The 25888-nt window shown below is 44.1% G+C and carries 23 protein-coding genes and 1 riboswitch; of the genes, 9 read left to right on the top strand and 14 right to left on the bottom strand.

Annotated elements, in window-relative coordinates:
• Positions 1-100: 100 nt before the first annotated feature.
• Positions 101-200: riboswitch (glycine riboswitch) on the bottom strand.
• Between the two features lie 530 nt (positions 201-730).
• Complete coding sequence (locus ACWPOD_RS09495; protein WP_005377784.1) at positions 731-889, top strand: hypothetical protein; 159 nt, start codon at positions 731-733, stop codon at positions 887-889.
• A gap of 31 nt (positions 890-920) precedes the next feature.
• On the top strand, positions 921-1655 hold the full coding sequence (locus ACWPOD_RS09490) for a hypothetical protein (protein ID WP_046874891.1): 735 nt from the start codon (positions 921-923) through the stop codon (positions 1653-1655).
• A 91-nt stretch (positions 1656-1746) separates the two neighbouring features.
• Here the strand turns inward: ACWPOD_RS09490 and ACWPOD_RS09485 are convergent, their stop codons facing one another.
• The 13 genes from ACWPOD_RS09485 to proV form a co-directional block, all read right to left on the bottom strand.
• A complete protein-coding gene (locus ACWPOD_RS09485) occupies positions 1747-2130 on the bottom strand; it encodes a hypothetical protein (RefSeq protein WP_005393414.1) in 384 nt (127 codons plus the stop codon).
• Between the two features lie 100 nt (positions 2131-2230).
• Positions 2231-2596, bottom strand: a complete 366-nt coding sequence (locus ACWPOD_RS09480) for a VOC family protein (RefSeq protein WP_012841881.1) — start codon at positions 2594-2596, stop codon at positions 2231-2233.
• Between the two features lie 141 nt (positions 2597-2737).
• Positions 2738-4687, bottom strand: coding sequence for an LTA synthase family protein (locus ACWPOD_RS09475; RefSeq protein WP_456231824.1), 1950 nt, complete (start codon positions 4685-4687; stop codon positions 2738-2740).
• 186 nt (positions 4688-4873) lie between these two features.
• On the bottom strand, positions 4874-6286 hold the full coding sequence (locus tag ACWPOD_RS09470; RefSeq protein ID WP_395205176.1) for a sensor histidine kinase: 1413 nt from the start codon (positions 6284-6286) through the stop codon (positions 4874-4876).
• Positions 6276-6932, bottom strand: a complete 657-nt coding sequence (locus ACWPOD_RS09465; RefSeq protein ID WP_005393404.1) for a response regulator — start codon at positions 6930-6932, stop codon at positions 6276-6278. The genes ACWPOD_RS09470 and ACWPOD_RS09465 overlap by 11 nt, the downstream gene beginning before the upstream one ends.
• Before the next feature lie 3 nt (positions 6933-6935).
• Positions 6936-7571 (bottom strand): tetratricopeptide repeat protein, encoded by a 636-nt coding sequence (locus ACWPOD_RS09460; protein ID WP_456231823.1) that lies wholly within the window; start codon positions 7569-7571, stop codon positions 6936-6938.
• A gap of 14 nt (positions 7572-7585) precedes the next feature.
• Positions 7586-8380, bottom strand: coding sequence for an SDR family oxidoreductase (locus ACWPOD_RS09455; protein ID WP_456231822.1), 795 nt, complete (start codon positions 8378-8380; stop codon positions 7586-7588).
• Positions 8381-8388: 8 nt separating this feature from the next.
• A complete protein-coding gene (locus ACWPOD_RS09450; RefSeq protein WP_182033441.1) occupies positions 8389-9072 on the bottom strand; it encodes a TenA family transcriptional regulator in 684 nt (227 codons plus the stop codon).
• A gap of 25 nt (positions 9073-9097) precedes the next feature.
• Complete coding sequence (locus ACWPOD_RS09445) at positions 9098-10657, bottom strand: AMP-binding protein (protein WP_456231821.1); 1560 nt, start codon at positions 10655-10657, stop codon at positions 9098-9100.
• A 7-nt stretch (positions 10658-10664) separates the two neighbouring features.
• Positions 10665-11309, bottom strand: a complete 645-nt coding sequence (locus ACWPOD_RS09440) for a thermostable hemolysin (protein ID WP_456231820.1) — start codon at positions 11307-11309, stop codon at positions 10665-10667.
• 216 nt (positions 11310-11525) lie between these two features.
• The gene (proX, locus tag ACWPOD_RS09435; RefSeq protein WP_005393392.1) at positions 11526-12533 is read right to left on the bottom strand and encodes a glycine betaine/L-proline ABC transporter substrate-binding protein ProX; all 1008 of its coding nucleotides are present in this window, start codon (positions 12531-12533) and stop codon (positions 11526-11528) included.
• Positions 12526-13617 (bottom strand): glycine betaine/L-proline ABC transporter permease ProW, encoded by a 1092-nt coding sequence (proW, locus tag ACWPOD_RS09430; protein ID WP_046874899.1) that lies wholly within the window; start codon positions 13615-13617, stop codon positions 12526-12528. Before proW ends, proX begins: the two co-directional genes overlap by 8 nt.
• A 4-nt stretch (positions 13618-13621) precedes the next feature.
• Positions 13622-14809: a glycine betaine/L-proline ABC transporter ATP-binding protein ProV gene (gene proV, locus ACWPOD_RS09425; protein ID WP_005393388.1), complete on the bottom strand. Its 1188-nt coding sequence runs from the start codon at positions 14807-14809 to the stop codon at positions 13622-13624.
• A gap of 438 nt (positions 14810-15247) precedes the next feature.
• Here proV and ACWPOD_RS09420 point away from each other — a divergent pair, with 438 nt between their 5' ends.
• The 7 genes from ACWPOD_RS09420 (at position 15248) to ACWPOD_RS09390 (ending at position 23782) form a co-directional block, all read left to right on the top strand.
• On the top strand, positions 15248-17128 hold the full coding sequence (locus tag ACWPOD_RS09420) for a DUF294 nucleotidyltransferase-like domain-containing protein (RefSeq protein ID WP_456231819.1): 1881 nt from the start codon (positions 15248-15250) through the stop codon (positions 17126-17128).
• A complete protein-coding gene (locus ACWPOD_RS09415) occupies positions 17128-17874 on the top strand; it encodes a 3'-5' exonuclease (protein ID WP_114322387.1) in 747 nt (248 codons plus the stop codon). Before ACWPOD_RS09420 ends, ACWPOD_RS09415 begins: the two co-directional genes overlap by 1 nt.
• A 191-nt stretch (positions 17875-18065) precedes the next feature.
• The gene (locus ACWPOD_RS09410) at positions 18066-19727 is read left to right on the top strand and encodes a BCCT family transporter (protein WP_005393381.1); all 1662 of its coding nucleotides are present in this window, start codon (positions 18066-18068) and stop codon (positions 19725-19727) included.
• 313 nt (positions 19728-20040) lie between these two features.
• Positions 20041-20574, top strand: coding sequence for a diaminobutyrate acetyltransferase (ectA, locus tag ACWPOD_RS09405; protein WP_005393379.1), 534 nt, complete (start codon positions 20041-20043; stop codon positions 20572-20574).
• 34 nt (positions 20575-20608) lie between these two features.
• Positions 20609-21874, top strand: coding sequence for a diaminobutyrate--2-oxoglutarate transaminase (gene ectB, locus ACWPOD_RS09400; RefSeq protein WP_065646776.1), 1266 nt, complete (start codon positions 20609-20611; stop codon positions 21872-21874).
• A gap of 15 nt (positions 21875-21889) precedes the next feature.
• On the top strand, positions 21890-22276 hold the full coding sequence (locus ACWPOD_RS09395) for an ectoine synthase (protein ID WP_005393369.1): 387 nt from the start codon (positions 21890-21892) through the stop codon (positions 22274-22276).
• A gap of 84 nt (positions 22277-22360) precedes the next feature.
• Positions 22361-23782, top strand: a complete 1422-nt coding sequence (locus ACWPOD_RS09390) for an aspartate kinase (protein ID WP_005393366.1) — start codon at positions 22361-22363, stop codon at positions 23780-23782.
• 179 nt (positions 23783-23961) lie between these two features.
• Here ACWPOD_RS09390 and ACWPOD_RS09385 read toward each other — a convergent pair whose 3' ends face one another.
• A complete protein-coding gene (locus tag ACWPOD_RS09385; RefSeq protein WP_432584558.1) occupies positions 23962-25527 on the bottom strand; it encodes an arylsulfatase in 1566 nt (521 codons plus the stop codon).
• Between the last annotated feature and the right edge of the window lie 361 nt (positions 25528-25888).

The following is a 25888-nucleotide window of genomic DNA, read 5'->3' as shown; positions in this document are numbered from 1 at the left end:
TAATAAGGAGAAGAGGGAAAGGACGAGATCAACGATCTCTAAAAGAACTAAGCTATTGGTTGTAGGCGGGAAGGCCAAGCAAAATAGTTAGGTTGTAACTTTCCACTCCTCTGTCCTTTTGCCTGAGAGTTTCACCTTGCGTGAGTGCAAGACTTGCTCCTTCGGCGACCGATTTAACGGTTCTCTCCAGAGGTTCCTCCAACTACAGTCCCCGCTACCTAGGTAGCACCTGAAATAGTTAATTCTTCGGCGAGTTATGCTAATCAAATGTTAAAATTTGATTAATAACCACTCTCCTGCAGTCTTCATCGGAACAATTACTCAATTAAATGAGTAAAGGTTAGTTAATGATGCTGGTCATCATTAACGTGTGAACTCTATCATGTTTTTGGTCCATTTCAACACCCTATGTCAATTTATTTTCAACGAAATAACCCCACTTAATTTTCACGAAGCTATGTTTACCCAAGTTTTTTGTGTGAGTAACTGCAAAAACAAAACTTATTGGGCTAGGGAATAGAACCAAGAACACACTTCAGAACGATAAATGTGTTTCGATTATTACGGCATAAGTTATTCAATTGAGAACACAAATTTGATTAAAATCGAAGCACTTATTTTAAAATCTACGCTAAGTTGACCTTATGGGGCGTATAAATGAGTTACAATAAATCTTTGTGAAACCGTCTATGGACCTAGGCAGTTTTTCATAAGTGGACAAGGAGGCGGTATGACCAGATTATTAGCCATTGCGGTGTTGATTGCAGTAGCATTTGTGCTGTTTCGTTATCGAACCAATGAAAAAGTCCAAAAAGCGACCGTTATAACATTAATTGGCGCCTTTCTGATTTATACAGCATCGATTATGTTTGCGGAATTGATCCGCTAGCAAAGTAAAAGAGTCCTTGGAGTAGTATACGGTGAGTTCTCAGAACAAGATGGAAGAACAAGACGACGTTGTTGTCATTGAAGAGCGTGACAAACGTACTCATATCTATATCGCGATTGCTGCGGTATTAGGCTTGGCATTTGGTGGCCTTGTTGGTTCGATTGTCACTGCGAACAAGTGGGAATCGACTTATCATGTGCTAGAAGAAAAATACCAAGCGTTGACGCAAGATAAAACGCAGTTGGTGTCTCAAGTAAAAGTGCGCGAAGAAGCGCTCGACCAAGAAATACAAGATAAAGTCACTGAACTGCTCGCTGCGAAAGATGAAGCGCACGAGAAAGCGCTTAAGAAGTTACAAAAGCAATTGACTGAGGTCGAGAAAGTTAACCTGTCGCTAGAGTCTCAATTGAAACAACAGGCAGATAAGATCAATACGACAAAATCAGAAAATGAGAAGCTGAGTCGTCAAGCGGATATGCAAGCGACTATCTTTGAACGATCGCGCGAGGTGTTTCAAAAAGAGCTGAAAATTTCGCAAGAATTGGAGTCTCTAGAGAAAGAAAGGGCGAAACTATTGCCTAAGATCGAGAAACTCAAAAAAGAGTGTGATGTATTTTTGGAAGGTAAATCTTGGGACGTGAAATCGGACGCGTGTGATAAACACGATGAAGCCAATTCACGACTAAGTCAGGTCGATCAAATGATTGAAGTTTATAAAATGGATCTCAAGCAAATCAAAGCAATAACTGAAGATATCGGCCTCTAGATCTTTTATACCTGATTTTGGAAAGTAAAAGGAGCTCTTTAAGAGCTCCTTTTTCGTTGCTAGCTTTAAACTCGGGAGCTAACGTTTATTCTTAGATACGCGAGGCGTCATAGCCTGAAGCAAGCAGCAATTCTCGCTCATGTTTAATCAGTTGGGCGCGATCTTCAATCAGCTCATTGAGAGCTAGTGAGGGCTTGCCTGCTAAAGCCTTGAACGACTCAAAAGATTCCGCGGTGTCGATTTTATCAATCATCTGACTGATGACATTACGAGCCTCACACGGGTTACTCGTAGTGGTAAAGTATTCCACTTGCTTTGCTGCCGATTTCATCTCTGTCAACAGTTCAAGTGGGCTGCTCTCTTTTGCTACCGCCATGTAGTTATCCAGCACGCGCTTTGCGTAAAGCAGTTCTTTGAGGGGGATATCTCTTCCACTCTCGATTAGAGATTCGCTAAGGATCATACTTGAGCTCATGGGCATTCCTTCTTATATACAACGCAGCTTTTGATGTTTCCCTGAGTCTAATTTATTGAAGTCACATTGGGAATGGGTAAAAAGCATTTTTAACGCATTTTTATTCACTAATGAAAACGCGAATGCGATGTTTATCCGGATCGGTAGCCACAAAATTTAAGCCATACACCGAAGTCATTGGTGGTTGAGCAAACTCAACGCCCATGTTTTTCCAACTGTTGTAAACGTGCTCTAACGTATGGCGGTTGCGCACTGCAAATGATAACTCGGTGCCACCACCTTTGATGTCGCTGGAAGGGGAAAGAACATCACTTTGCTTGAGTGTCAGTTTTAAGCCATTTGCGAGTGGCATAGAAGCAAATGTTGGAGACAAAAACGTGACCTCACAATCAAACAGTTTCGAGTAAAAAGCTTGGCTTACTTGGATGTCCTCAACATAGAGAACGAATGAATTGATAGTTAGCATGGTCTGTTTCTCAATTTACTAGAAGTATGAGGTTGAATCTAACGGAAGGCTAAGACAGGTTTTGTCAGTAGAAGATTCGAAGGAGAGTGTAAGAATAAAGAAAGGAGCCAGTTGGCTCCCTTTTAACTGAATCAGCGGATATTAGTTGGTACGTTTCGAAGCGTACCAGTTGTTTTGATACGCCTTAGATGCAAACAATGCGTTTGCTTTTGCGCGTTCAATAACGGATTCATCGACTTCTAGCGGTTTCATGGTTTGGCTTTCAAAGTCGTACGCCAGGGTCGATACTTTTTCACCAGGAGAAAGCACAACTAGGTTGTCACGCGTTAAATAACCAAAGTTTTTGTCGTATTGCATCATTGCGCGTTCATCTTCGCGAGCCAGTGGTTTCGTTAAGTCACGACCAATCATCGGCGTTTTGGCGTCTACGCCAATAAGAGACAACAGCGTAGGCGGCATATCTATGTTGTTTGCGATACGGTCATCTTTACGTGGTTGAATGTCTTTACCAATGATCAATGCAGGAATGTGGAAGTGCTTAACTGGAACCAAGTTAGCGCCAGACACGCGGGCATCGTGGTCTGCAATGACAATGAAAATAGTATCATCCCAGTAGGATGAGTTTTTCGCTTTGTCAAAGAACGTACCCAAAGCGTAATCTGAATATTTTACCGCGTTATTACGCGTCATGTGTTCGGAATCGTATGGCTCAATTTTACCTTTCGGATACTCATAAGGGCTGTGATTGCTTGACGTAAAAACTAAGCTGAAAAAAGGTTTGTCGCTTTTTGAAAGACGTTCAAACTCTTCGTCTGCTTTGTTGTATAAATCTTCATCACTGACCCCCCAAGAGCCAACAAAGCTTGGGTTATTGTAATCATCTTCTTCGACGATTTGATCAAAACCATTACCGAAGAAGAAGGTTTTCATGTTATCGAAGTTTGCTTCACCGCCATAAATAAATTGCGTGTGGTAGCCTTGTGCTTTGAGTAAGTCTGCGATGGTAAAGAAGCCTGTTTGGCTTTTGCTTAGTTTCACCACAGCGCGAGAAGGGGATGGTGGAAAACCCGTGGTTACAGCTTCGATACCACGAACAGAACGAGTACCCGTTGCGTACATTTGCGTGAACTGCCAACCTTCAGTCATGAGTTCATCCAGGTTTGGCGTAAGAGGCAGACCACCCAAAGAACCCACAAATTGCGCTCCTAAGCTCTCTTGTAGCAAGATCACTAAGTTCTTACGTTTACCATGGTAGGTCGCAGGGTTACTGTTCATGGTTGGAAGCAATGTAGGATCAAAGTCGGACTTTTTTGACGAAGCGCGAACTAGCTCCAGCATCTTTTTATTATCCATCTTGCCATAGAACTGCTCTGCGCTTTTTTCTGACTTCATGCTGTTGACAGCAAACAGCAGTGAGTAAGATGAGTTTAATGCTAAGTCGTTAAGCAGTGGATCGTTAGAAAATGCCACCATGGCAGGGTTTAGTGGGCGGTGGCCTAAAGACGAGCGTGCGCCTGCAACACCAAGAAGTACAACAAAAATGGCTAATAGTGGGCGCCACTTCCATTTGATCTGCTGTGCATTGTCGGTCAGTTTTTTGCTCCACTTCCAACCCAAAACTAGAGTTAATGCCGTGCCTAACGCGCCAATAAACAGCTCTAGCTTATAGCCAGTCCAAAGCATGCCCATGACCTCTTTCGGATAGATAAGGTATTCCACAAACAGACGGTTTGGGCGTAGGTCATATTCTTGAATGAATGGTGCCGTTGCCAGTTCCATGTACACGAGAATCCAAAGCCCTAAAACCATCCATATGCGCAATATCCATTTCCAGTATTGCCCAATCTTGCCGTTTAATGGCATTAGAGCTGAAAGCAGTGCAGGGAGGATGAATAACCAGCACAGTGTTGCAATGTCTACGCGTAGGCCTTGGCCTAGGATGTAAATTAAGTCGTTGAAAGAGTCAATTCGATCAAGTTGCCAAAAGGCGAGCAAAACGCGTGAGATAGACAAAAATATAAGTGAAAACAAAGAAAAAGCAGCAATTGGCTGCAAAGGCCCCCACACAGAGCCCTTAGATAAGTTTTTCATATTTATTCGAATAGTTTAATTGTTATGTTGTGTTGTTTTTAACAAAGCAAGCGTGAAATAAACGTGAATTATAATGTGGGTTTATGGTCGAGTAGTGTAAGTGTTGGTATGTCTATGTAAGTGTGGAATGAAGCTCATGTTCGGCTGGAACATAAATTAAACAGGTTATGGTCTGTATCGCTTTTGTTAGCACTTTGGGAAAGTGACGACAAACGTATTCCTACTATTTTCTCTGGGAATGAGCTCAAGTGTTGCACGGTGTAGTGCTGTAATGTCTTTGCAAATTGACATCCCTAAACCCGCACCGTCGCCATGTTCGGAATGACCCCGATAAAACTGTTCGAAGATTCTTTCACGAGTTTCTTTCGGGATTTCTGGACCAGTATCGGAAATTAAGACTTTGATTGTATTATTGTTCTCTGTGACGCTGACTTGTATGTCACTGCGCTCGCCGGAGTAACGAATCGCATTATCGACGAGGTTACGAAATAACACCTCTAACAACATTCGATCACCGGATATAGCGATGTTGGAAGATGATAAACTGATGTCTTGCTTATGCTTCAATGCTAACGGTGCCAAATCAGCAACAACGGTTTGCAACAAAGGGGTTAGCTCAACGGTGTCGAATACACGTTCTGATAAGCTATCTACTTTAGCTAAAGTCAGTAGCTGATGGATAAGGCGGTCAGTGCGTTCAATGCCTTGCAGAATGTTGTGTAAATCTCCTCTCAGTTGCTCCGGATCATTACTTTCAAGTGCATTTTCTACGTTAAGACGAAGGATTGTTAGTGGGGTTTTTAGTTCATGCGCTGCAGCACGTGTAAAGCGTTTCTCTCTTTGCCAGGCTAACTCTAGTTCAGAGAGGAGAGAGTTGAGCGAATCGACAAGTGGTGCGAGTTCAACGGTGTTGTCTTTTACATGAATGCGATCTAATCGGTGTACGTTTCTTTGTGTGATGGCGGTGCGCAGGTCGTTAATCGGTCGGAAATGTTTATCGATCAACCAAAACAGCAAAAGCAACAAAGTTGGTAGTATCAGCAATTGTTCTATTGATGTGGATAGGGCAATTTCGTGAATGATCTCTTTACGTATCTTGTATTTTTCTGCAACCACGACGTATTCATTATCATGTTTTGTTTGTGGCAGTGAAATCTGAAATGTACGCCATTGTGTGCCGTCTTTTACGATATCAGCGTAGCCGTTATTATCAAAGGATGTAGAGAGTGCGTGCAAGGTTTGATCAGAGCTCCAGATTAGTGTGTTGTCTCGATAGAATTGAAAAACCAAGTTTTGTTCATAAGGGTGGCCGAACGTTGTGACATTGTCATCGTCAGACTTTGACATTGACTCAATGTTTTCCATCCACTCATTAAATAATTCTCGATGGTTAGCGAGAGCCCTCTCTTCCGTTGAAATTGAGAGCGTCAGCAACATTAATTTTGCGGATTGTCCAAGCCTAGCGTCATAAACTTCTTCGACCTCGTGCTTCGCAGATTGGAAACTGAAATAAAGTGAGATGAGTAAGAGAACACTTACCAACACGCCTACTGATAGAGTTAACTGACGTTTGATCGAGTACGACTTCTTATCTTTCAAGAATGTACCCCACACCGCGAATATTTTTAATGACCACTTTGGGCGCTTTTTTACGCAAATTGTGAATATGAACTTCGATAGCGTTGTCGCTTGAACCTTCATCCCAGCCGTGTAGTGATTGTTGCAATTGCTCCTTACTTTGCACGCGTCCGGCGTTCGTCATCAAGCTGGTGAGGATTTTAAATTCATTGCGTGTGAGTTTAAGCGGCGCGTCATCGTAGCGAATGCTTTGTTCCGATAAGGATAAAGATAACTGCCCAACTTGAATGATTTCTTCTGCACTACCGGATTGACGGCGAATCAACACACGCAAGCGAGCGAGCAACTCTTCGAGTGCAAACGGTTTTCCGAGGTAATCATCTGCGCCGCCATCAAGGCCTTGAACGCGATCGCGAATGTCGTCTCGTGCGGTAAGTATCATCACTGGGAGCTTAAATCCGCCTTTGCGAATATTACGCAGAACTTCCAATCCATCGATATCGGGGAGAGTGAGATCCAATATTACGGCGGTGAACGCTTCTGTTTTGAGTGCGCTAGTCACGCCAGAGCCTTTTTCCACCCAATCCACGGTGTACCCATGGCGACTTAATGAAGTCACCATGGATTGACCGAGTAGTTTGTCATCTTCTACGAGTAATAAGCGCATGGATTATTTCAAACTCCCAAGAGTCGCTTCAATTTCCAGTTTTCGACCTTTATCAGCCAAAGGTCGGTCAGGGCGAGGTGACGCCTGCATTGCGCGAGTCAAATACACTTTCGCTTCCTTGTCTCGACCTTCTTCTGCAAGGAAGTCTCCATAAAAATAGTTCGGATCGATGCCTTTTGGATTGATCTCTAACGCTTTTTTCAACATTTCTTCGGCTTTATCGTCATCACCAAAGCCAATTGGCCACCCCGGAACTTTGTAATACAGAGAACCTAAACTGGTGTATGCAGATCCATCAAGCGCTTGCGGTGAAGTTGCGATTACCCCTTCGAGTAAAGATTTGGCTTCTTTGGCGAGTGATAGTGCACCCAAGCCACCTTGAGCACCAGCCAGCGATGCTTTATTGATTGCCAGCCAAACAGTGAGTTCGGGATTGCCCGGTTCTCTGTCGAGATAAATACTGGTTTTGGCAATCGCGCGATGGAAGCATTGTTCCTTTTCGTCTCCATCGGGCGTGCTGTACTGACATTCCGCCCATTTCTTTTGAACCTGTTGCAGTGGAGTATTACTTGCCAACGCAGCGGTCGAAGCTAACGTTGAACAAACCGTTAAAGCGCAAAGTAGTTGTTTGGTATTCATCGTCCATGTCCTCTTCAATGACTGACTCGGTTTACGTATTGGTGAATGGTTTCTTGTTGCTTACGAATCGCAGAAGAAACCACGCTTGGAAGCAGTTGATTGATGCGTGCAAAAAGCTTTTCTGGCCAACCAATCCATTTCGCGGAAATTTCTTTTTCCAACATGATGACAATGTGAGCGGCTACAACTTGCGGCGAGTCCGTTTTGTTACCCAGTTGTCGATTCATTTCATTGACGGCATCGCTATTGAGTGAGGTTTCTGTCGCTCTTGGGGCCAAATACAGCGCACGGATTCCGGTTGCGAACAGTTCTCTGTCGAGCGATTCGGTAAAACGGTGCAACCCCGCTTTTGCCGCGCAATAGGAGGTATAGCCTGGGTAGCCAATTGAGCCGAGTGTGGAACCAATATTGAGAATCACCCCAGGCTGTTTTAACCACGTTAACGCCGATTGGCACAGCAGCATCGGCGCAACGAGATTGAGTTGGATTTCGTCTGCAATCTGCGTTGGTCGTTTGTGGCTTAACAACGAGAAATCGTTGCTGCCCGCATTGTTAATCAGTGCGTCCACTTTTTGATGTTGACGCGCTCGATCTTTAATCGCAGTTAGTCCTTCTGGTGAGGTGATGTCTGCAACGACTAGGTCATGGCGTTCTGGATTCGACAGTTCACGCTGTAGTGTTTGCAAGCTCTCTTCGTTTCGCCCAACAAGAATGAGGCTGGCTCCGCGTTTTGCTAACTCTTGCGCGATGGCTTGCCCAATTCCGCCCGTTGCGCCTGTCAGGAGAATGGTGCTGTTGTTAATGATCATGCTTCACCTCACGCCGCTTGTTGGGTTGAGAAAGAAGGCAAAGAACGCAGCATTTGTCCGTACAATGCGAACACCATTTTTGCGGAGTCGATAATGACTTGTTGATCTTCCACTTTGGTGATTTTGTTCATCAGTGATTCAAAAAATTGCAGATGATCTTGGTCTAACACGCTGTGTGAAACTAGGTAAGTCATTGCCGAAGGCGGTAGGCTTAGCGTTGACTGGATTTTTTCAGCCATTTGGCCACCAATACCGACGCTGGTGCCTTCTAATACCCACACCATGCCAAACAGCGCGAGTGGGTTGTGGCGGTCAATGTTGTGGTAAAGGTAGGAAACCATCAGTTCAATCGGTGCACCTACTTGACCTACATCTTTGTTATTGCGCACTGCTTCGGCATCGCCGCCGCACGCTTTGATGTCATTTAAAATCCATTCTTGATGGCCTTTCTCTTCCTCGATGTACTCGGCAATGGCATCTCGTACCCATTCGTATTCGCCAGATAGTCGGCCTCCACACGCCATCAGCAAGGGAACAGTGTGCTTAACGTGATGGTAAGCTTGGGTTAGAAAGGCGATATACATATCTTTGGAAATGTTGCCTTGTTGAACTTCTGCGATGACTGGCGCAGTTAACATTGCTTGTTGAGCAGCGGCAGTGCTTTGTTTGAGTTGTTCGAAAAATAAAGTCATAACCTTCTCCTTAAGAAGCCGTTAACTAAGATGCAGTTTGGAAAGACGTAATGTGTTGCTGGAAGGGCAAATCGATGCGTTGGATCTTTTGCGCTTGCAGCGTTAATTCAGGCGTTGTGCTCGCTAATAACTGAGCCACATCATGTTCGATTTGATTTCGTTTGAGCTTGCCGTTATCCGTGTACCAACCAGAGATGGCTCGTGGGTTGTCCAGCAGCAATAAGGTTCGGATTTGAGCGTAATCGGGTAGGGTTCGGTTTAATGCATGAACCTTTGCTTCGACGTCTTCGCTATTGGCAATGACAGCGCATAATGTTTGTTGGCTTTCGCCTGTAACGATCAGTGGCGTCATCGGAAAAAACGCCAACGCTTCTGATTCAATCCATTCCGGTGAGACATTTCTGCCATATGCGGTGACGATAAGGTTCTTCTTGCGTCCTGAGAGAGTGACAAAACCTTGCGCGTCAATTTGGGCTAAGTCGCCAGTTGCCAACCATTCTTGAGTAAACGGCTCATTCAAATAACCAAGAGCAACGTTGCCTTTGACGAGCAGTTCACCATCTTCCGCGATACGAATCTGAGTGTGCGGAAGTGGTTTGCCACACGTTCCTGCTTTAAATGTAGCTGGTGTATTCAAACAAACGACGGAGCCACATTCAGACAAGCCATAACCTTCAAACGCAGGGATGTTCAGCGCATGCGCGGTGTTAATCAGTTGCGACGACACTCTTGCGCCGCCAACGGCGACAAATTTTAGAGAATCCACAAGAGAGGGCTGCTGTTTCGCGATGTGAATGAGCGCAAGCAATAATGCTGGTGTTAGCACTAAGCTTTCTGGTTTGATGGTCGCTAATGCTTGTGCAAACAAACCCGGTTCGAATTGGCTTGAACCGAGTAGGCCGGTTTGCGCTCCGGGTAAAATATATGACGTCACGCCCAACATGAGTGGAACATAAACGCCGGTTATGTTCTCGAGAAGTGTCGATAACGGAAGCAGCACTAAGTGCGAGTGCGCCGTGCCGTTTACTGCGTCGGCGAGCGATTTCGCCACCAAACACAAATGATCATTGCTTAAACACACACCTTTAGGCTGACCAGTCGAGCCAGAGGTAAAGGTGATTTTTCCGGTTTCTGGTATATAAGCTACCTGTGTACCTTCATCTCCCAACTGGTTACGCCGCAGCAAAGGCAAATTTGCAATGGAAAACGGATGGTCTTGCTGGTTAAAGCTTTGCTTAGGATGAGAAGCCAACCATGCTTGCCAATCGCCAACTAAAGCATCGACGCCTGATTGCTCTAACGTATGTTCAACCTGTGCATCAGAGAAAAAAGTCGGAATAGGTACGACGACTATGTCTGCCGCCATCGCCGCCAAATCAACAATGGCCCAATCGATGCTGTTTTCTTCGCGTAGCGCGAGTGCTTTGATGTTCTGTGCAATAAGCTCGGCGGCAACGAGTTCGATCTTGTTTAACAATTCAGAGTAAGTCAGTTCAACGGTTTGATTCGCTTCGTAGCCGACAAGTGCTACTCGGTCTGGCGTCGTTTTTGCCCATTTTGTAATGGCATCGAGGAGAATATTCATACGTCACCTATATTCTGGCGTGGTGTTTAACCAAGTTGTTCTGGTTGTGTTTGCGGTTTCTTTCTTGGACTAATCGAAGACGCTCTAGTCCTTTTTGCAAATTGCCTGCTAACACACGCGGTTGATGTTCGTAGTACGCCCCCCAAGTGGACTCGGCATCGGGGACTTTATTTTGATCGGCCTGCGCGATGATATGAGGCTCCAATCCTAAGCGCGCTATCATGGCGTGAAGTGGGTCTGTCGCGGTGAAGATGCACCATTCAAAACCGAGGTTGACCAGCATTTCTGCGATCAGGTAGAAGTGCAGAGATGACATGCCCTTAGCGAAAGATGCCAAGTGACCAAACTCCACTAAGTTCGAACGTTTTACGTCGCAGTTAAATACGTTAGAAACCAGCTTTTGGGCATCGTCTTCCAAATACTGTTCAAGGAACAAGGGCTCATTTTCGGCGATGCGAAAGCCGCATACGGAAATAATTTGACCGCCGTCAATGAGGGTTAAATACGCCGGCATAAATTGTTTCAGCTCGGCAAAGAATGCTTCTTGATAACGCTGAGAAACATGCTCGATAACTTGGCTCCAAAGCGGATGCATTGGATAGACAATGTCTAAAGTAAAGCCATCTACAGAAATTTGTGCATGGTGTTTCATGAGCGCTTCCTTTGTTTGATTGGTTATCAACAAAATAAAACGCGAAACTTAAGAAACTCTTAAGGAATGAAATTAAGTAGAAACTTTAAGAAAATACTGAGGAGCAGGGCTCAATATTGTTGCAACCCTTTTTACTACGGTGAATAAAATAAGAGCCAACCGATGTGATCGGTTGGCTCTAAAGTTAGGTGTCACGTATTTTAATGGTTGTGCCGATTACATGGCTGCTTTTTTAGCTTCGTCTACCCATGCGTCGAACTTTTTCTGGTTCGCTTTGATCCAGCCATTTACATGAGACTCGATGTCTGCTGAGCTGTTCTTACCTTGGCTCATCATCATATTCTGCGCACTAACATCATTGATGTTGAGCTTGATGATTTCAAACAGCTTCGCTGCTGCTGGGTTCTTTTCAGTAAACTCTTTGTTCGCAACGATGCGCATAGAGTTCATCTCAAAGCCGTAGTTCTTACCGTTCTCTAGTGTGGTGTCGATGTCCTTACGCTCACCAGGAAGTGAAGAGAATGGCACTTCTAACCACACAACATCTTTACCCGGAACTAAGACGCCACTTACCCAGTAAGGTGTCCAAGTGTAGTAAAGAATCGGATCGCCTTTTTTGTAACGAGAAATCGTGTCAGCGATAATCGCAGCGTAGTTACCTTGGTTGTGCGTTACTGTGTCACGAAGCTTGAACGCATCCAACTGATGCTCAACGACCATTTCACAACCCCAACCTGGGTTACAACCTGTTAAGTCCGCTTTACCGTCACCGTTGGCATCGAAAAGCTTCGCAAGTTTTGGATCTTTTAATTGACCAATATTTGTGATTCCATATTTTTCAGCGGTTTTTTTATCGATCAAGTAACCTTGCGCAGCACCACTTACATATTGACCTTTGCGGAAAAACTTATCATCACCGCCAGACATCGTGTACTTATCGGCGTGAAGAGGGAACCAACCTACTGCTAAGAAAGTAGCGTCGCCTTTAGCAATAGAGGTATAGCCTACGTTGTAATCCACTTCTTTAGTTGGTTTTACATCGTAACCAAGCTCTTCAAGTGCACGGTTTACGATCAATGTTTGAAACGTTTCCTCTGCAACGGTTGATTGAACTGGCTGAACAGTCACACCTTCACCCGGTAGTTCGCTTGCCACACCATAAGTTGAAAATGCGATAGTACTTAGAGCTCCAACAGAGAGCGCTTTCTTCCATGAATTATTCATTGATGTTTCTCCTAAGTTTTAGATCGTCTTGGTTCGTCTTTGTTTTCAGTTTTAATAGGTATGAAACAGGACCTGTGTGATACCAGCGAAGCTTGGTGTTACCCGCATTAACCCCTAATACTTGGGTAATACGGTCTAATAAAATGGCAAGAATTACGATGCCTAAGCCACCGACGGCAGCAAGACCCATATCAAGTCGGCCGATACCACGAAGTACCATTTGGCCCAAGCCGCCAACCGCAATCATTGAAGCGATCACGACCATAGAAAGTGAAAGCATCAAGGTTTGGTTTACCCCTGCCATAATCGTTGGTAACGCCAATGGCAATTGGATACGGTAAAGCATCTGTTTTTTGTTTGCTCCGAAAGAGTGGCCCGCTTCGATCAGCTCTTCAGGTACTTGCTGAATCCCTAAAATAGTCAGGCGCACAACGGGAGGCAGTGCGAAAATGATGGTTACTACAACGCCAGGAACGTTACCAATACCAAATAGCATAACGATTGGCACTAGATAAACGAACGCGGGGGTCGTTTGCATTGCATCGAGTATTGGTCTAACAAATTTGGCTGCGGTTTGGCTTCTCGCCAACCATATCCCCATCGGTAGCCCGATAAGCAAACAGAAGAAGACGGCGGTTAAAACCAGTGCGAGCGTTGTCATCGCCTGTGACCACGCACCAATTAGGCCGATAAAAACAAGGGATACAAGCGTTGAAAAACCGAGTTTTACATTGGAAAACTGCCACGCCAGCAAAAATAAAATGAGCACCATGATGGGCGCAGGTGTGGACACCAAAGCAGTTTCAAACGAGGTAAGAATAAAGTCGATTGGAACTCGAATTGCTTGGAAAACAGGGCGACCATGTTCCACCAACCAGTTCAACCCCGATTCTACCCAGCTATCAAGTGGTAGAACCGCATCTTGGAATGGGTTCATAATATCGAATGGCGCTTGCTCTACAGTTTCTGAGCTTAACCAGTCATTACTTGGGGCAGCGTCAGCACCTGCACCTTGTGACCAAGGATCATCTTGTGCAGGAGCGGTATTCGACCAGGGATCATTGTTAGTTTGCTCTGAAGACATCGTGTTAATCCTTATCTAGTGTTTGTAGAAGACGTGATTTAGTCACGACACCAAAGTAAGTACCTTGCTCATCAACGACAGGTACGGCATAAGGAACGCCTGCAACTAGCCCCAAAATGTCATTGATTGACTGTTCTGGCTGAAGAGTGACTTCATCCGTCAATTGAGCACTGGCTAGAGAGCGGTTTTCTTTGTGAGCCAAACGTAGTGAGTCAAGAGACACGATGCCGGAATATCGGCTAGATTTATCCACGACAATGCCGTAATCACGGTCATGATCCATCAGAATCTGCATCGCAGAGCCTGGGCCATCATTTTCCGATTTCTTAAAGACGGCGGCTGGCTTCTTACGAGCGATATCTTTTGCTGTCAAGACACTTGCGATGTTTACGCCGCGGAAAAACGCTTCGACATAATCATTTGCTGGGCTGTGCAATATTTCATCAGGTGTGCCAACCTGAACAACCTCACCGTTTTGCATGATGGCGATACGATCACCAATACGCATTGCTTCGTCCAAATCATGAGATATGAAGACAATTGTGCGTTTGTCATCGTTTTGTAGACGAATAAGCTCATCCTGCATCTCAGAACGGATTAATGGGTCTAAAGCGGAAAACGCCTCGTCCATTAATAGAATGTCTGGGTCACAAGCCAATGCCCTTGCTAGACCCACGCGCTGTTTCATACCACCGGATAACTCGTCAGGGAAAGATTCTGCATAAGGGTCTAAGCCAACTCTTTCCAAGGCGGAAAGGGCACTTTTCTGACGTTCATTAACATCAATGCCAGCAAGTTCTAAACCGAATGCAGCGTTTTCGATCACCGTCATGTGAGGCATAAGTGCAAAACTTTGAAACACCATTGAGATATTGTTGCGACGAACTTCTCGAAGTTCGTCTTCAGAGATATGGGCAATATCTTTCCCTTTTAGATAAACACTGCCTTTCGTTGGCTCAATGAGTCGGTTTAGGAGTCGAACGAGAGTAGATTTTCCCGAACCAGAAAGCCCCATGATCACGAAAATTTCACCTTCGTTAATGGTTAGAGATACATCGTTTACGCCGACTGTTAAACCTGTCTGTTCAAAAATACCATCCTTATCGATACCTTTTTCGATAAGCGAGAAGGCTCTTTCTGGGTCTTCTCCAAACACTTTATACAGTCCCTTAACTTCCAGTATGGGATCCATGTTATCTGTCCTTTTTTGTGTGTTTATAACTGTTTAACGATTTGTACTCTAATTAATTTTAGTTCAACTTTCAACGAATGGGGTTCGGTTAACTGGGTTTTATGTGCATACAATGAACAATTAAGTAGGTGTAGCTAAATAGTGTTTTTATTAACAAAAATAGATGCTTACTGTTGATTTTGTCTTTACCTAACTTTTCCATGACATTGGTTTGAATTTATTTTGAAGTTTTTAGTACATTTCAACTCAGCCCACCTGCATAGCTATAAGGAGAAATAGATTAGAGGTCTATATTTAAAAACATTAGAGCTCTAATTTTTTGTTGGAGTTTTATTCTGCGAACTAGGTTAGGTGTTGTTATTCTTAGATTTATTCATTGATTGATTTCAATCTTGGTGATATTTATCGCTGTAGTTTAGGCAACGTATGGAATAAAAGATGGAAGCCGAACAGTTAGAAGTGCTCAACTTCATTAGCCAGTACCCACCTTTCGATGATCTACCCGAAGAGCAGTTAAAAAAGATCGCTCTAAAGGCCGAGGTTGCATATTTTCGGCAAGGCACAGAGATACTCAATTTTGGAGACACGATCCGCGACTTATATATGGTGAGAAGCGGCGCTGTGGAGATCTACCGACGTAAAGGCGAACTCTATAACAGGATTGACGCTGGTGGACTGTTTGGACAGATGGGATTGTTAATGAACAACCGTGTGCGTATGCCGGCCAAAGCGATAGAAGACACCTTGGTTTACTGTATTCCGGAGGATATTTTCAATGAGCTTTGTGATGAGTTTGAAAACTTTGCTGACTACATGGAACTGGAAGACAGCGCGCGTTTGCGAAGCGCAATATCCAGCCGCTCAGAAAGCAATGACTTTACCACTGCCAAGGCACGTAAAATCTTAGCGAGAGATCCGGTAACGTTGGAGGCGACGGCATCGATTCAAGAAGCCGCGATACTGATGGCGGAGGAAAATGTCACCTCTTTGCTTATTGTTCGCCCAGCAGAAGAACTCACAGAAGAAGACGATGAACAACTACTTGGAATATTGACTGATCGCGATCTATGTATTCGCGTATTAGCTCAGGGCATTGATACCAATATCCCAGTGAGTGAGGTCATGAGTTATGACGTGGTGTCTCTGGATTACAACGCTTATGTCTTTGAAGCCATGTTAACCATGTTGCGCTACAACGTGCACCATCTCCCTATTTTAAAAGATAAAAAGCCGATAGGAATTATTGGCATGACGGATATTGTCCGTTATGAATCTCAAAACAGCTTGCTGCTCGTTAGCTCTATCTTCCAACAAACCAGCGTTGAAGATCTCAAGCAAGTTTCTGAACAAGTGAAAGACTGTTTTGTGCGAATGGTGAATGAAGATGCCAACGCTCATATGATTGGTCGAGCCATGTCGGTCATTGGTAGTAGCTTTAAACAGCGTTTGGCTGAATTAGCAGAGCAAGAGCTTGGCCCTGCGCCAATTCCGTATTGTTTGGTCGCTATGGGATCGATGGCCAGGGATGAGCAGTTAATTGTAACGGACCAAGACAACGCCCTTATTCTCGACAACAGTTATGATGTTGAGATGCACGGGGAGTACTTTGAAAAGTTTGCCAAATTTGTTTGTGATGGTTTAGCAGCATGCGGCTATGCTTACTGTACTGGCGACATTATGGCAACCAATCCAGAGTGGCGAAAAACCCGAGCGGAGTGGGAGGAGTGCTTTGGCAACTGGATAGATAACCCAACTCCTGAAAGGTTGTTAAACAGTAATATCTTTTTTGATTTATTAGGTGTTCATGGGCGAGTGAAGTGGGCGGAACAATTAAGCAGCTTTATTGTTAGGCGCGCGAAAAGAAACAACCGCTTCCTTGCATGTATGGCTTACAACGCGATACGTCGTACACCGCCATTGGGCTTCTTCAAAGATTTTGTTATGGAAAAAGATGGTCGTCACCGCAATTCTATTAATTTGAAAAGAAGAGGTACTGCGCCATTGGCAGATTTGATTCGAGTACATTCATTGGCAATTGGTTCCCGTTCGCAAAACTCGTTTGACCGTTTAGACGATATCAATGATGCGGGCATTTTACCTAAAGGTCGAGGAATGGACTTGAGGGATGCAATGGAATTGATCTACATGGTTCGAATTCGTCATCAAGCACTCGATATCGAAAATGGAGATGAACCAGATAACAACATTGAGCCAGAGAACATGTCAGAGTTTGAGCGCCGAAACTTAAAAGCTGCTTTCCAAATCCTTAGTAATGCACAGAACTTCATCAAGTTCCGATACCAGAGAAGTAGCAAATAATGTGGTTCTCAAAAAAGGCAGCAAAAGATCAGCCGTTGTTGGATACGTCTCGGACGCCAGAGTGGTCAACGTTATTTAAACAGCTCGCGACCGAAGCAAGAGACGAGAGACTCAAACGTTATTACTCGACACCGATGGTTAATGGGGAAACCCCAGTTGAGGAAGTGCCATTTGTCTCGGTAGATTTTGAAACGACAGGTTTAAATGCGGAAGAGGATGCAATTCTCACGATTGGACTTGTGCCGTTTACTATTGATCGTGTTCAATGTAGTGGCTCTGCGCATTGGGTTGTTAACCCTAATCGTGAGTTAAACGAAGAGTCAGTTGTGATTCATGGCATCACTGATTCTGAAGTCAAAAACGCGCCCCAATTAACCCACATTTTAGGGGAAATATTGGATGCGCTGTCAGGCAAAGTTGTGCTTGTTCATTATAAAAATATCGAAAGGCAGTTTTTTAATAACGCGTTGCTAAATAGCATTGGGGAGGGGATACAGTTTCCCGTTGTCGATACGCTAGACATTGAACACGCGATACAGCGCCGTGAATGCAGTGGCCTATTCAATAAGTTAAAAGGTAAGAAGCCAGGCTCTGTCAGGCTGGGGCATGCTCGTGAAAGGTATCGCCTTCCTGCTTATCAACCTCATCATGCTTTGACCGATGCGCTGGCAACTGCTGAACTGTTTCAAGCACAGTTGCAATATCATTTTAATCGAAGCATGCCAATCTCTTCGATTTGGCAATAAGCGTTGTTTATGATGAAGACAATAAAATGCAATGAAAGGTAGGGGGCTTTGCGATTATGATGGCGGACTGAGTAACCGCTTATAAGAACTATGTTTTTTGAACATGTGCTTGGTAGTGATGGGAGGTTTCATCACTCAAACTCCGACGAAAGTAATTTAAATTTGGTCACGTATTTTTAAGGAGATTATCCGTGAGCACCGATAATAACGGTGGCATTCAACGCCCCGATGGAAAGGTAAACGCGATAGACACTGACTATCAAATTGGTCAGGATAACGTCGCGTTAAAAGTAGGCCCGTTTGGCCTTGATATTCATAACCGTGTTTTTGCAATTTCTGGTTTAGCAATCATCCTATTTGTTGTAGTAACACTATTATTTCGAGAACAGGTAGAGCCGTTTTTCGCAGATCTAAGAGCGGGTTTGTTACACCATTTGGATTGGTTCTTTCTCGCATCTGGTAATATTTTTGTCATTGTCTGTGTTGGGTTGATTTTTACACCGCTAGGTCGCGTACGAATCGGCGGTACAGAAGCGACGCCAGATTATTCCTATGCGGGTTGGTTGGCAATGCTCTTTGCAGCAGGTATGGGTATCGGTCTGGTGTTCTTTGGTGTATCAGAACCTATGTCTCATTTTAGTTCTGCTATTGGTGGCGTGAACGTTGAGAACGGTGTTCGTACTGACTGGGCCCCTCTAGGTGGTGCAGAAGGCGATGCAAGTGCTGCATCTGCACTAGGCATGGCGGCGACGATTTACCACTGGGCGCTTCATCCGTGGTCAATCTATGCGCTATTGGCTCTTGGTTTGGCGATTTTCTCGTTTAATAAAGGCTTGCCACTTACCATGCGATCCATTTTTTACCCACTGTTTGGTGAGCGTGTATGGGGTTGGACTGGTCACATTATCGACATTCTTGCCGTTGTAGCGACAGTTTTTGGTCTGGCAACGTCTCTAGGTTACGGTGCGTCTCAAGCCGCAACGGGTTTGAACTTCCTATTTGATGTTCCAATGACGAATACTACGCAGGTACTATTGATTATTGGCATCACCGCACTCGCTTTAATCTCAGTTGTTGCGGGACTAGACAAAGGCGTGAAAATCTTATCTGAGATCAATATGGGTCTCGCTGCGCTTTTACTGCTTTTCGTTATTGTTGTCGGCCCGACGATCGCGATTTTAACGGGTTTCTTCGAAAATATAGTGTCATATGTGGCTAATATTCCTGCCCTATCAATGCCATTTGGACGAGAAGACGTAAACTATTCTCAAGGTTGGACAGCATTCTACTGGGCTTGGTGGATTTCTTGGTCACCATTTGTCGGTATGTTCATTGCGCGTGTATCTCGTGGTCGTTCCGTTCGTGAGTTCATTATTTGCGTTATCCTTATCCCTTCCTCTGTTTGTGTGTTATGGATGACCGCTTTTGGTGGTAACGCTATAAGCCAATACGTGAGCGATGGTTATGAAGCCGTGTTCAACGCGGAATTACCGTTAAAACTATTTGCCATGTTAGATGTGATGCCTCTAGCTGAAATTACATCTTTCGTCGGTATTATTTTGGTGGTGGTATTCTTCATTACCTCTTCAGACTCTGGTTCACTGGTTATTGATACTATTGCTGCGGGCGGTAAGGTCGATGCGCCAACGCCTCAACGCGTGTTCTGGTGTACGTTTGAAGGCTTAGTTGCGATTGCATTGATGCTTGGTGGTGGCCTAGCGGCAGCTCAAGCAATGGCCGTGACCACAGGCCTACCATTTACGATTGTTCTGCTTGTTGCAACGGTTTCTCTAGTAAAAGGCTTGATGGATGAACCTCGTCCAAAAGCGGTTTCTAAGAAGAAATCGAAATAACCAACATCAGCAGTTAAATATTTGAATAAAGCGGCATGCGAAAGCATGCCGTTTTTTTTGATTTTTGAATTTTTTGCTGAGAAATGAAGACCATGGAGGACTGTTTTTTCTGTTCGTTTTTTATACTTATTCTTTAAGTGATTTTTTAATAAATTAGACCTCGAACTATTTTAAGATTTGGTTAAATGGCGTATTTTTGTGATATCTGTCACAAAAATATCGATAAAAAGGCGGATTATTTGATTTTTAGTCGCGAGGGATGCCCATAATAAAAAGGAAATTTAATTAGACCTCAAAGGATATGTATTTCCACATGATCACATCAGCACCTTGGGTTCTTTATCCAGAGATTGGAGAAGACTCAAGTAAAAAATGGATTTTTCGTGAGCCTAAAATCTCTGATGGTGACGACATTTACAGCTTAATTGCAGACTGTCCTCCATTGGACATGAACTCATCTTATTGCAATTTCCTACAGTCTACGCATTTCAGCAAAACCAGTATTTTGGTTGAGCAAAAAGGCGAAATCGCAGGTTTCATTTCCGGTTATCAGAAACCAGACGAGCAAGACGTTTTATTTGTCTGGCAAGTTGCAGTCTCACCTCGCTTTAGAGGTCACGGTTTAGCATTCCGCATGTTGAAAGAACTTCTCACCCGAGAGGAATTGGGCGGTGTTAAATCGGTAGAAACTACCATCACGGAAGATAATAAAGCCTCTTGGGCATTGTTCAAAAAGTTAGATGCGATGAACGGCAACTCTGGCCAAGTAAGCACATTTTTGGATGAAGAAGCCCACTTTAAAGGCAAACACGATACAGAATATTTGTATCGCATTCCTCTCAAATAATCCTCAAACAATAGGAATTAAAAACGGTCTCATCATGGATATTTTCAAAAAGCAGGAATCCAACGTACGCTCATATTCAAACAATTTCCCAGTCGTTTTTCGTAAAGCGAAAGGCTGCTGGCTGGAAACAGAACAAGGTGAACGATACTTAGACTTCCTTGCTGGAGCGGGATCTCTAAATTACGGCCATAACAACCCAGTACTTAAGCAAGCACTGCTTGAGTACATTGAGATGGACGGTATTACTCACGGTTTGGATATGCACTCAGAAGCGAAAGCATCGTTTCTTGAAGCGTTGGATACTTACATCCTTAAACCAAGAAACTTGGACTACAAAGTCCAGTTTACTGGCCCAACTGGTACTAACGCCGTTGAGGCAGCACTTAAGTTAGCGAAAAAAGTAAAAGGTCGCGACAGCGTCGTTGCATTTACCAACGGTTTCCACGGTTGTACAGCTGGCGCACTGGCTGCAACGGGTAACCAGCATCACAGACAAGGTAACGGCTCTAGCTTAAGTAACGTCACTCGTATTCCATTTGAAGGTTACGCTGGCGTTGATGGTCTAGCATTGTTCGAAACCATGCTAAACGACAACTCTGCAGGTATGGATAAACCAGCCGCTGTACTTCTTGAAACTGTGCAGGGCGAGGGTGGTTTAAATGCTGCTTCAAACGAGTGGTTACAACGTTTGAGCAAAATCTGTAAAGCCAACGACATTCTTGTGATTGTCGATGACATTCAAGCTGGCTGCGGACGTACAGGTACTTTCTTTAGCTTTGAGCCTTCAGATATTCAACCAGATATCGTGACGCTATCGAAATCGATCGGTGGTTACGGTTTGCCAATGGCCGTCGTTCTACTTAAACCAGAGTTAGACCAGTGGAAGCCAGGTGAGCATAACGGCACGTTCCGTGGTAACAACCATGCATTTATTACCGCGGCGAAAGCTTTAGAAATTTATTGGGCAAATGATGACTTTGAAACACACATCAAGCAGTGTTCAGACAAAGTAAGTGCTGTTATTGATCGCTGCGTTCGTCGCTTCCCACAAATGTTTGTACAGAAAAAAGGTCGCGGCATGATGGTTGGTATTGAGTGTATCAACGGTGATATGGCATCTGAAATCGCGAAAAACTGTTTCGAAAACGGAATGGTAATTGAGACAGCTGGCCCTGACGACGAAGTCGTTAAGTTCTTCTGCCCACTTACGATTAGCGAGTCAGAACTAGACCAAGGACTAAGCATCTTTGAAAGTGCAGTGGAAACCATTGCTGCGAAACATTTCAAACAAGCATCTTAATAAGGATTATTAATTATGATCGTCAGAACACTCGATGAGTGTCGCAACAGTGAGCGACGTGTGGTTTCAGATAACTGGGAAAGTGTCCGTATGTTGTTGAAAGATGACAACATGGGTTTTTCTTTCCACATTACTACGATTTATGAAGGTACTGAAACACACATTCACTATCAAAATCACCTAGAATCGGTTTTTTGTATGAGCGGTGAAGGTGAAATTGAAGTCGTTGGTGGAGAAACTTACCCGATTAAACCGGGTACGTTATACATCCTTGATAAACACGATGAGCACTACTTGAGAGCTTATAAGAATAAAGAAATGGTAATGGCGTGTGTATTCAACCCACCAATTACCGGCGCTGAAGTGCACGATGAAAACGGTGTTTATCCTCTCGTTGACTAAAAGATAGAGGTGGGGTGCTTGTCACCCCACGATCAACTATCTCTTCTTTTTTCTTTTAAAGTTACCAATCAAAAAAGGCTTATCATGACATTTACCGTAGAAAAAATCGGCGGTACATCAATGACAGCATTTGATGCTGTTCTCGACAACATTATTCTTCGTCCTAAATCGCCATACAATCGTATCTTTGTCGTCTCTGCATATGGCGGTATGACCGACGCGCTACTCGAATGTAAAAAAACCAGTAAGCCAGGTGTTTATCAGCTTATCGCGAAACGTGATGACAAATGGGAAGAAGCGTTAGCATACGTTGAAAGCCGTATGCTGCTCACAAATGAAAATATTTTCGCGGACCCAATGAATCGTATCCGTGCAGATAAATTCATTCGCTCACGTATTGCTGAAGCGAAAAACTGTATTGCGAACATTTTAGAAACTTGTCAGTACGGTCAGTTTTCGCTACGTCAGTATTTGCCTCAAATTCGAGAGTTTCTGTCGTCTATCGGTGAGGCGCACAGTGCTTACAACACGGCATTGAAACTAAAAAATATGGGTATTAACGCTAAGTTCGTTGACCTGTCCGGTTGGGACAATCAAGCGCCAAGAAGCCTTGATGAATCGATCAGTGATGCGTTTGCTGATATCGATGTGTCAAAAGAACTGCCAATTGTTACAGGTTATGCTTACTGTAAGGAAGGCCTAATGCACACTTATGACCGAGGTTATAGTGAGATGACATTTAGCCGAATTGCAGCGATAACAAAAGCGGATTTAGCGGTAATTCACAAAGAATATCACTTGAGCTCTGCAGACCCGCGTGTTGTTGGTCCTGAAAAAGTTTTGCCAATTGGTAGTACAAACTATGACGTAGCAGACCAACTTGCTAACCTTGGCATGGAAGCGATTCACCCAAATGCAGCCGCAGGTTTACGCGAGAGTGGTATTGAGCTACAGATCAAAAATACATTTGAACCTGAACACGAAGGCACTTTGATCTCTTCAAGCTACCGCCCAGAAGAAGACAAAGTCGAAATTATCGCAGGTAAAGAAAAAGTGTTTGCACTGCATTTGTTTGACCAAGCGATGGTGGGAAAAGCCGATAACGTTAGCTACGAATTAATGGAAATTATCTCTGATGCTCGCGTAAGTTTAGTTGGTAAAGAGATGAACGCGAACTCTATTACTTACTATCTAGGTGGCAGTACTGATAGCTTGAACAAAGTATTGTATAAAGCTGAAAAACGCTATCCGAATGCGTCGATTAAAGGCCGTATGGTCGCGCTGATTTCAGCCATCGGTTCTCAAATTGACACTAACAAGACACTAGCGAAAGGTGTACTTTCTTTGATGAACAATGGCGTAACGCCAGTTGCACTTCACTCATCAATGAGAAATGTAAACGTTCAGTTCGTAGTGGGTGATAAAGAATATCAGCGTGCGATTTGCGCATTACATGATGAATTCTTTCAGAGCAATAGTTTAACTAAATCGGTTAACGTAGCTTAGTTTATTCACGGTTAAAATACAAAGGAGAGCAGGTTTGCTCTCCTTTTTGTTTTTCTGTGTTCTCAATATAGGCCCGCTTTGCATGGAGTAAACTACCGAGCTAAGTGTGTCCGTAGAGATACAGATAAGCCAGCAGAACTCTGCTGGCTCAGTAACGCAATCTAGAGTGATTAATTAAATTACTTAACTTTATTCACTTCTTGTTTAAGCATTTCTAACTGCTGCATCTTTTCTTGCATCTGCAAAGAGTCGTAATTTAAAGAAGCAGGGTTCATAGTTGTACCGCGTTGCATTGGGTATTCAGGTAACGTTTTAAAGAAGTCGCCAACAACGTCTTGAATTGGTACAAACAACCACATGTTGTCTGCCATCCAACGTAGGTACATTTGTGACTCGCTAGGACCTTTTTCAAATGGGTCAGCGCGTAAGTGAATGATTTTAGGCCAGTTTGGCACAGATCGTACGGCGTCACTTAGGTTTCCTTCTAGAGTTGCAAAGTGAAGTTTCCAGTCATTCCAGCGTACTGCGTTTAGTTCACCATTTGAGGTGAAGTAGAGCAGAGACTCACGTGGTCCTTTGTCTTCTTTGCCCTCGAAGTATGGCATGAAGTTGTAGCCGTCTATATGGACACGCCAGTCTTTACCATTTGCTTTGTAACCTTCAGCAAGCTTTTCTTTCACGTCAGGAACGCCAGCTGCCGCCAACAATGTTGGCAACCAGTCTTGATGAGCCATCATTTCGTTGATTTTCGTTCCTGGCTTAATGACACCAGGCCAACGCACAAGTTGAGGCACACGCATACCGCCTTCCCAAGTCGTGCCTTTCTCACCGTGGAATGGGGTCGCGCCCCCATCAGGCCAAGTCATGGTTTCTGCGCCGTTATCAGTTGTATAAATAACGATAGTGTTGTCAGCAACGCCTAACTCATCGAGTTTGTCGAGCAATACGCCGACTTGATCGTCATGCTCTAACATGCCATCAGCGTAAATGCTAACACCGGATTTGCCTCGGTACTTCTCTTGTAATCGGGTCCAAACGTGCATGCGCGTAGAGTTATGCCAGATGAAGAAAGGCTTATCTGCTTTAACAGCTTTCTCCATAAACGATAAAGTGCTTTCGAGGAACTCTTCGTCCGCGTGTTCCATGCGTTTACGCGTCATTGGGCCAGTATCTTCAATCTTACCGTCGGCATAAGATTTAATTACACCACGAGGACCATAGCTTTTACGGAACTCTGGGTCTTTAGGGTAATAGTAGGTTTCGGGCTCTTCTTCTGCATTAAGGTGGTACAAGTTACCAAAGAATTCATCAAAACCATGATTGGTAGGTAGGTGCTTATCTTGATCGCCCAAGTGGTTTTTACCGAACTGAGCTGTCATATAACCTTGGTCTTTTAGTAAGTCAGCAATAGTTGGTGCCCAATCTGGAATCCCATGGTCGGAACCCGGCATACCAATCGTCAGCAAGCCAGTGCGAAATGGTTCTTCGCCAGTAATGAATGCTGCTCGACCCGCAGTACAAGATTGTTGGCCGTAATGGTCTGTAAACAAAGCCCCTTCGTTCGCGATACGATCGATGTTAGGGGTTTTGTAACGCATCATACCTTGGTTATATGCGCTGATGTTCCAGTAACCGACATCGTCACCGAAAATTGCAAGTATGTTGGGTTTGTCTGCCGCCATCGCTGCGCTGGACGTTGCTAACAGCCCGACGCCTACTGCGATTTTTCTCAATTGGTTTGCCATAAAAAACTCCAGGTGGTTGAGAGTAACGAGAAGCACAAGTAAACCTTGTGCTTAGGTGCTGCATAAGTTAATGATGTGTATAGAAAAATCCTCTTATACTCTTTATAACCATAAGTTATTGAGGGTGTTTAACTATTTGTTTCTAAATAAAAATACTTGTCATTGTGATGATTTGGGGAGGTTTTAAAAATAGAGGTGGGTCACTAATGAACACCATTGCCGATTGCTGGTGAGACGAATAAAGTTTCAGCAAAAACACCGAGATACTCCCTAATCGGGGGACGAAGAATGGAGCACTCATTTTGAAAGCCTTTCACTTCTAATTATTTGTATAACCAAGGGGTTAGCGACTATATTGATT

The sequence above is a fragment of the Vibrio sp. JZG120 genome, assembly GCF_053890955.1.
This window is presented reverse-complemented; position numbering and strand designations above follow the sequence as displayed.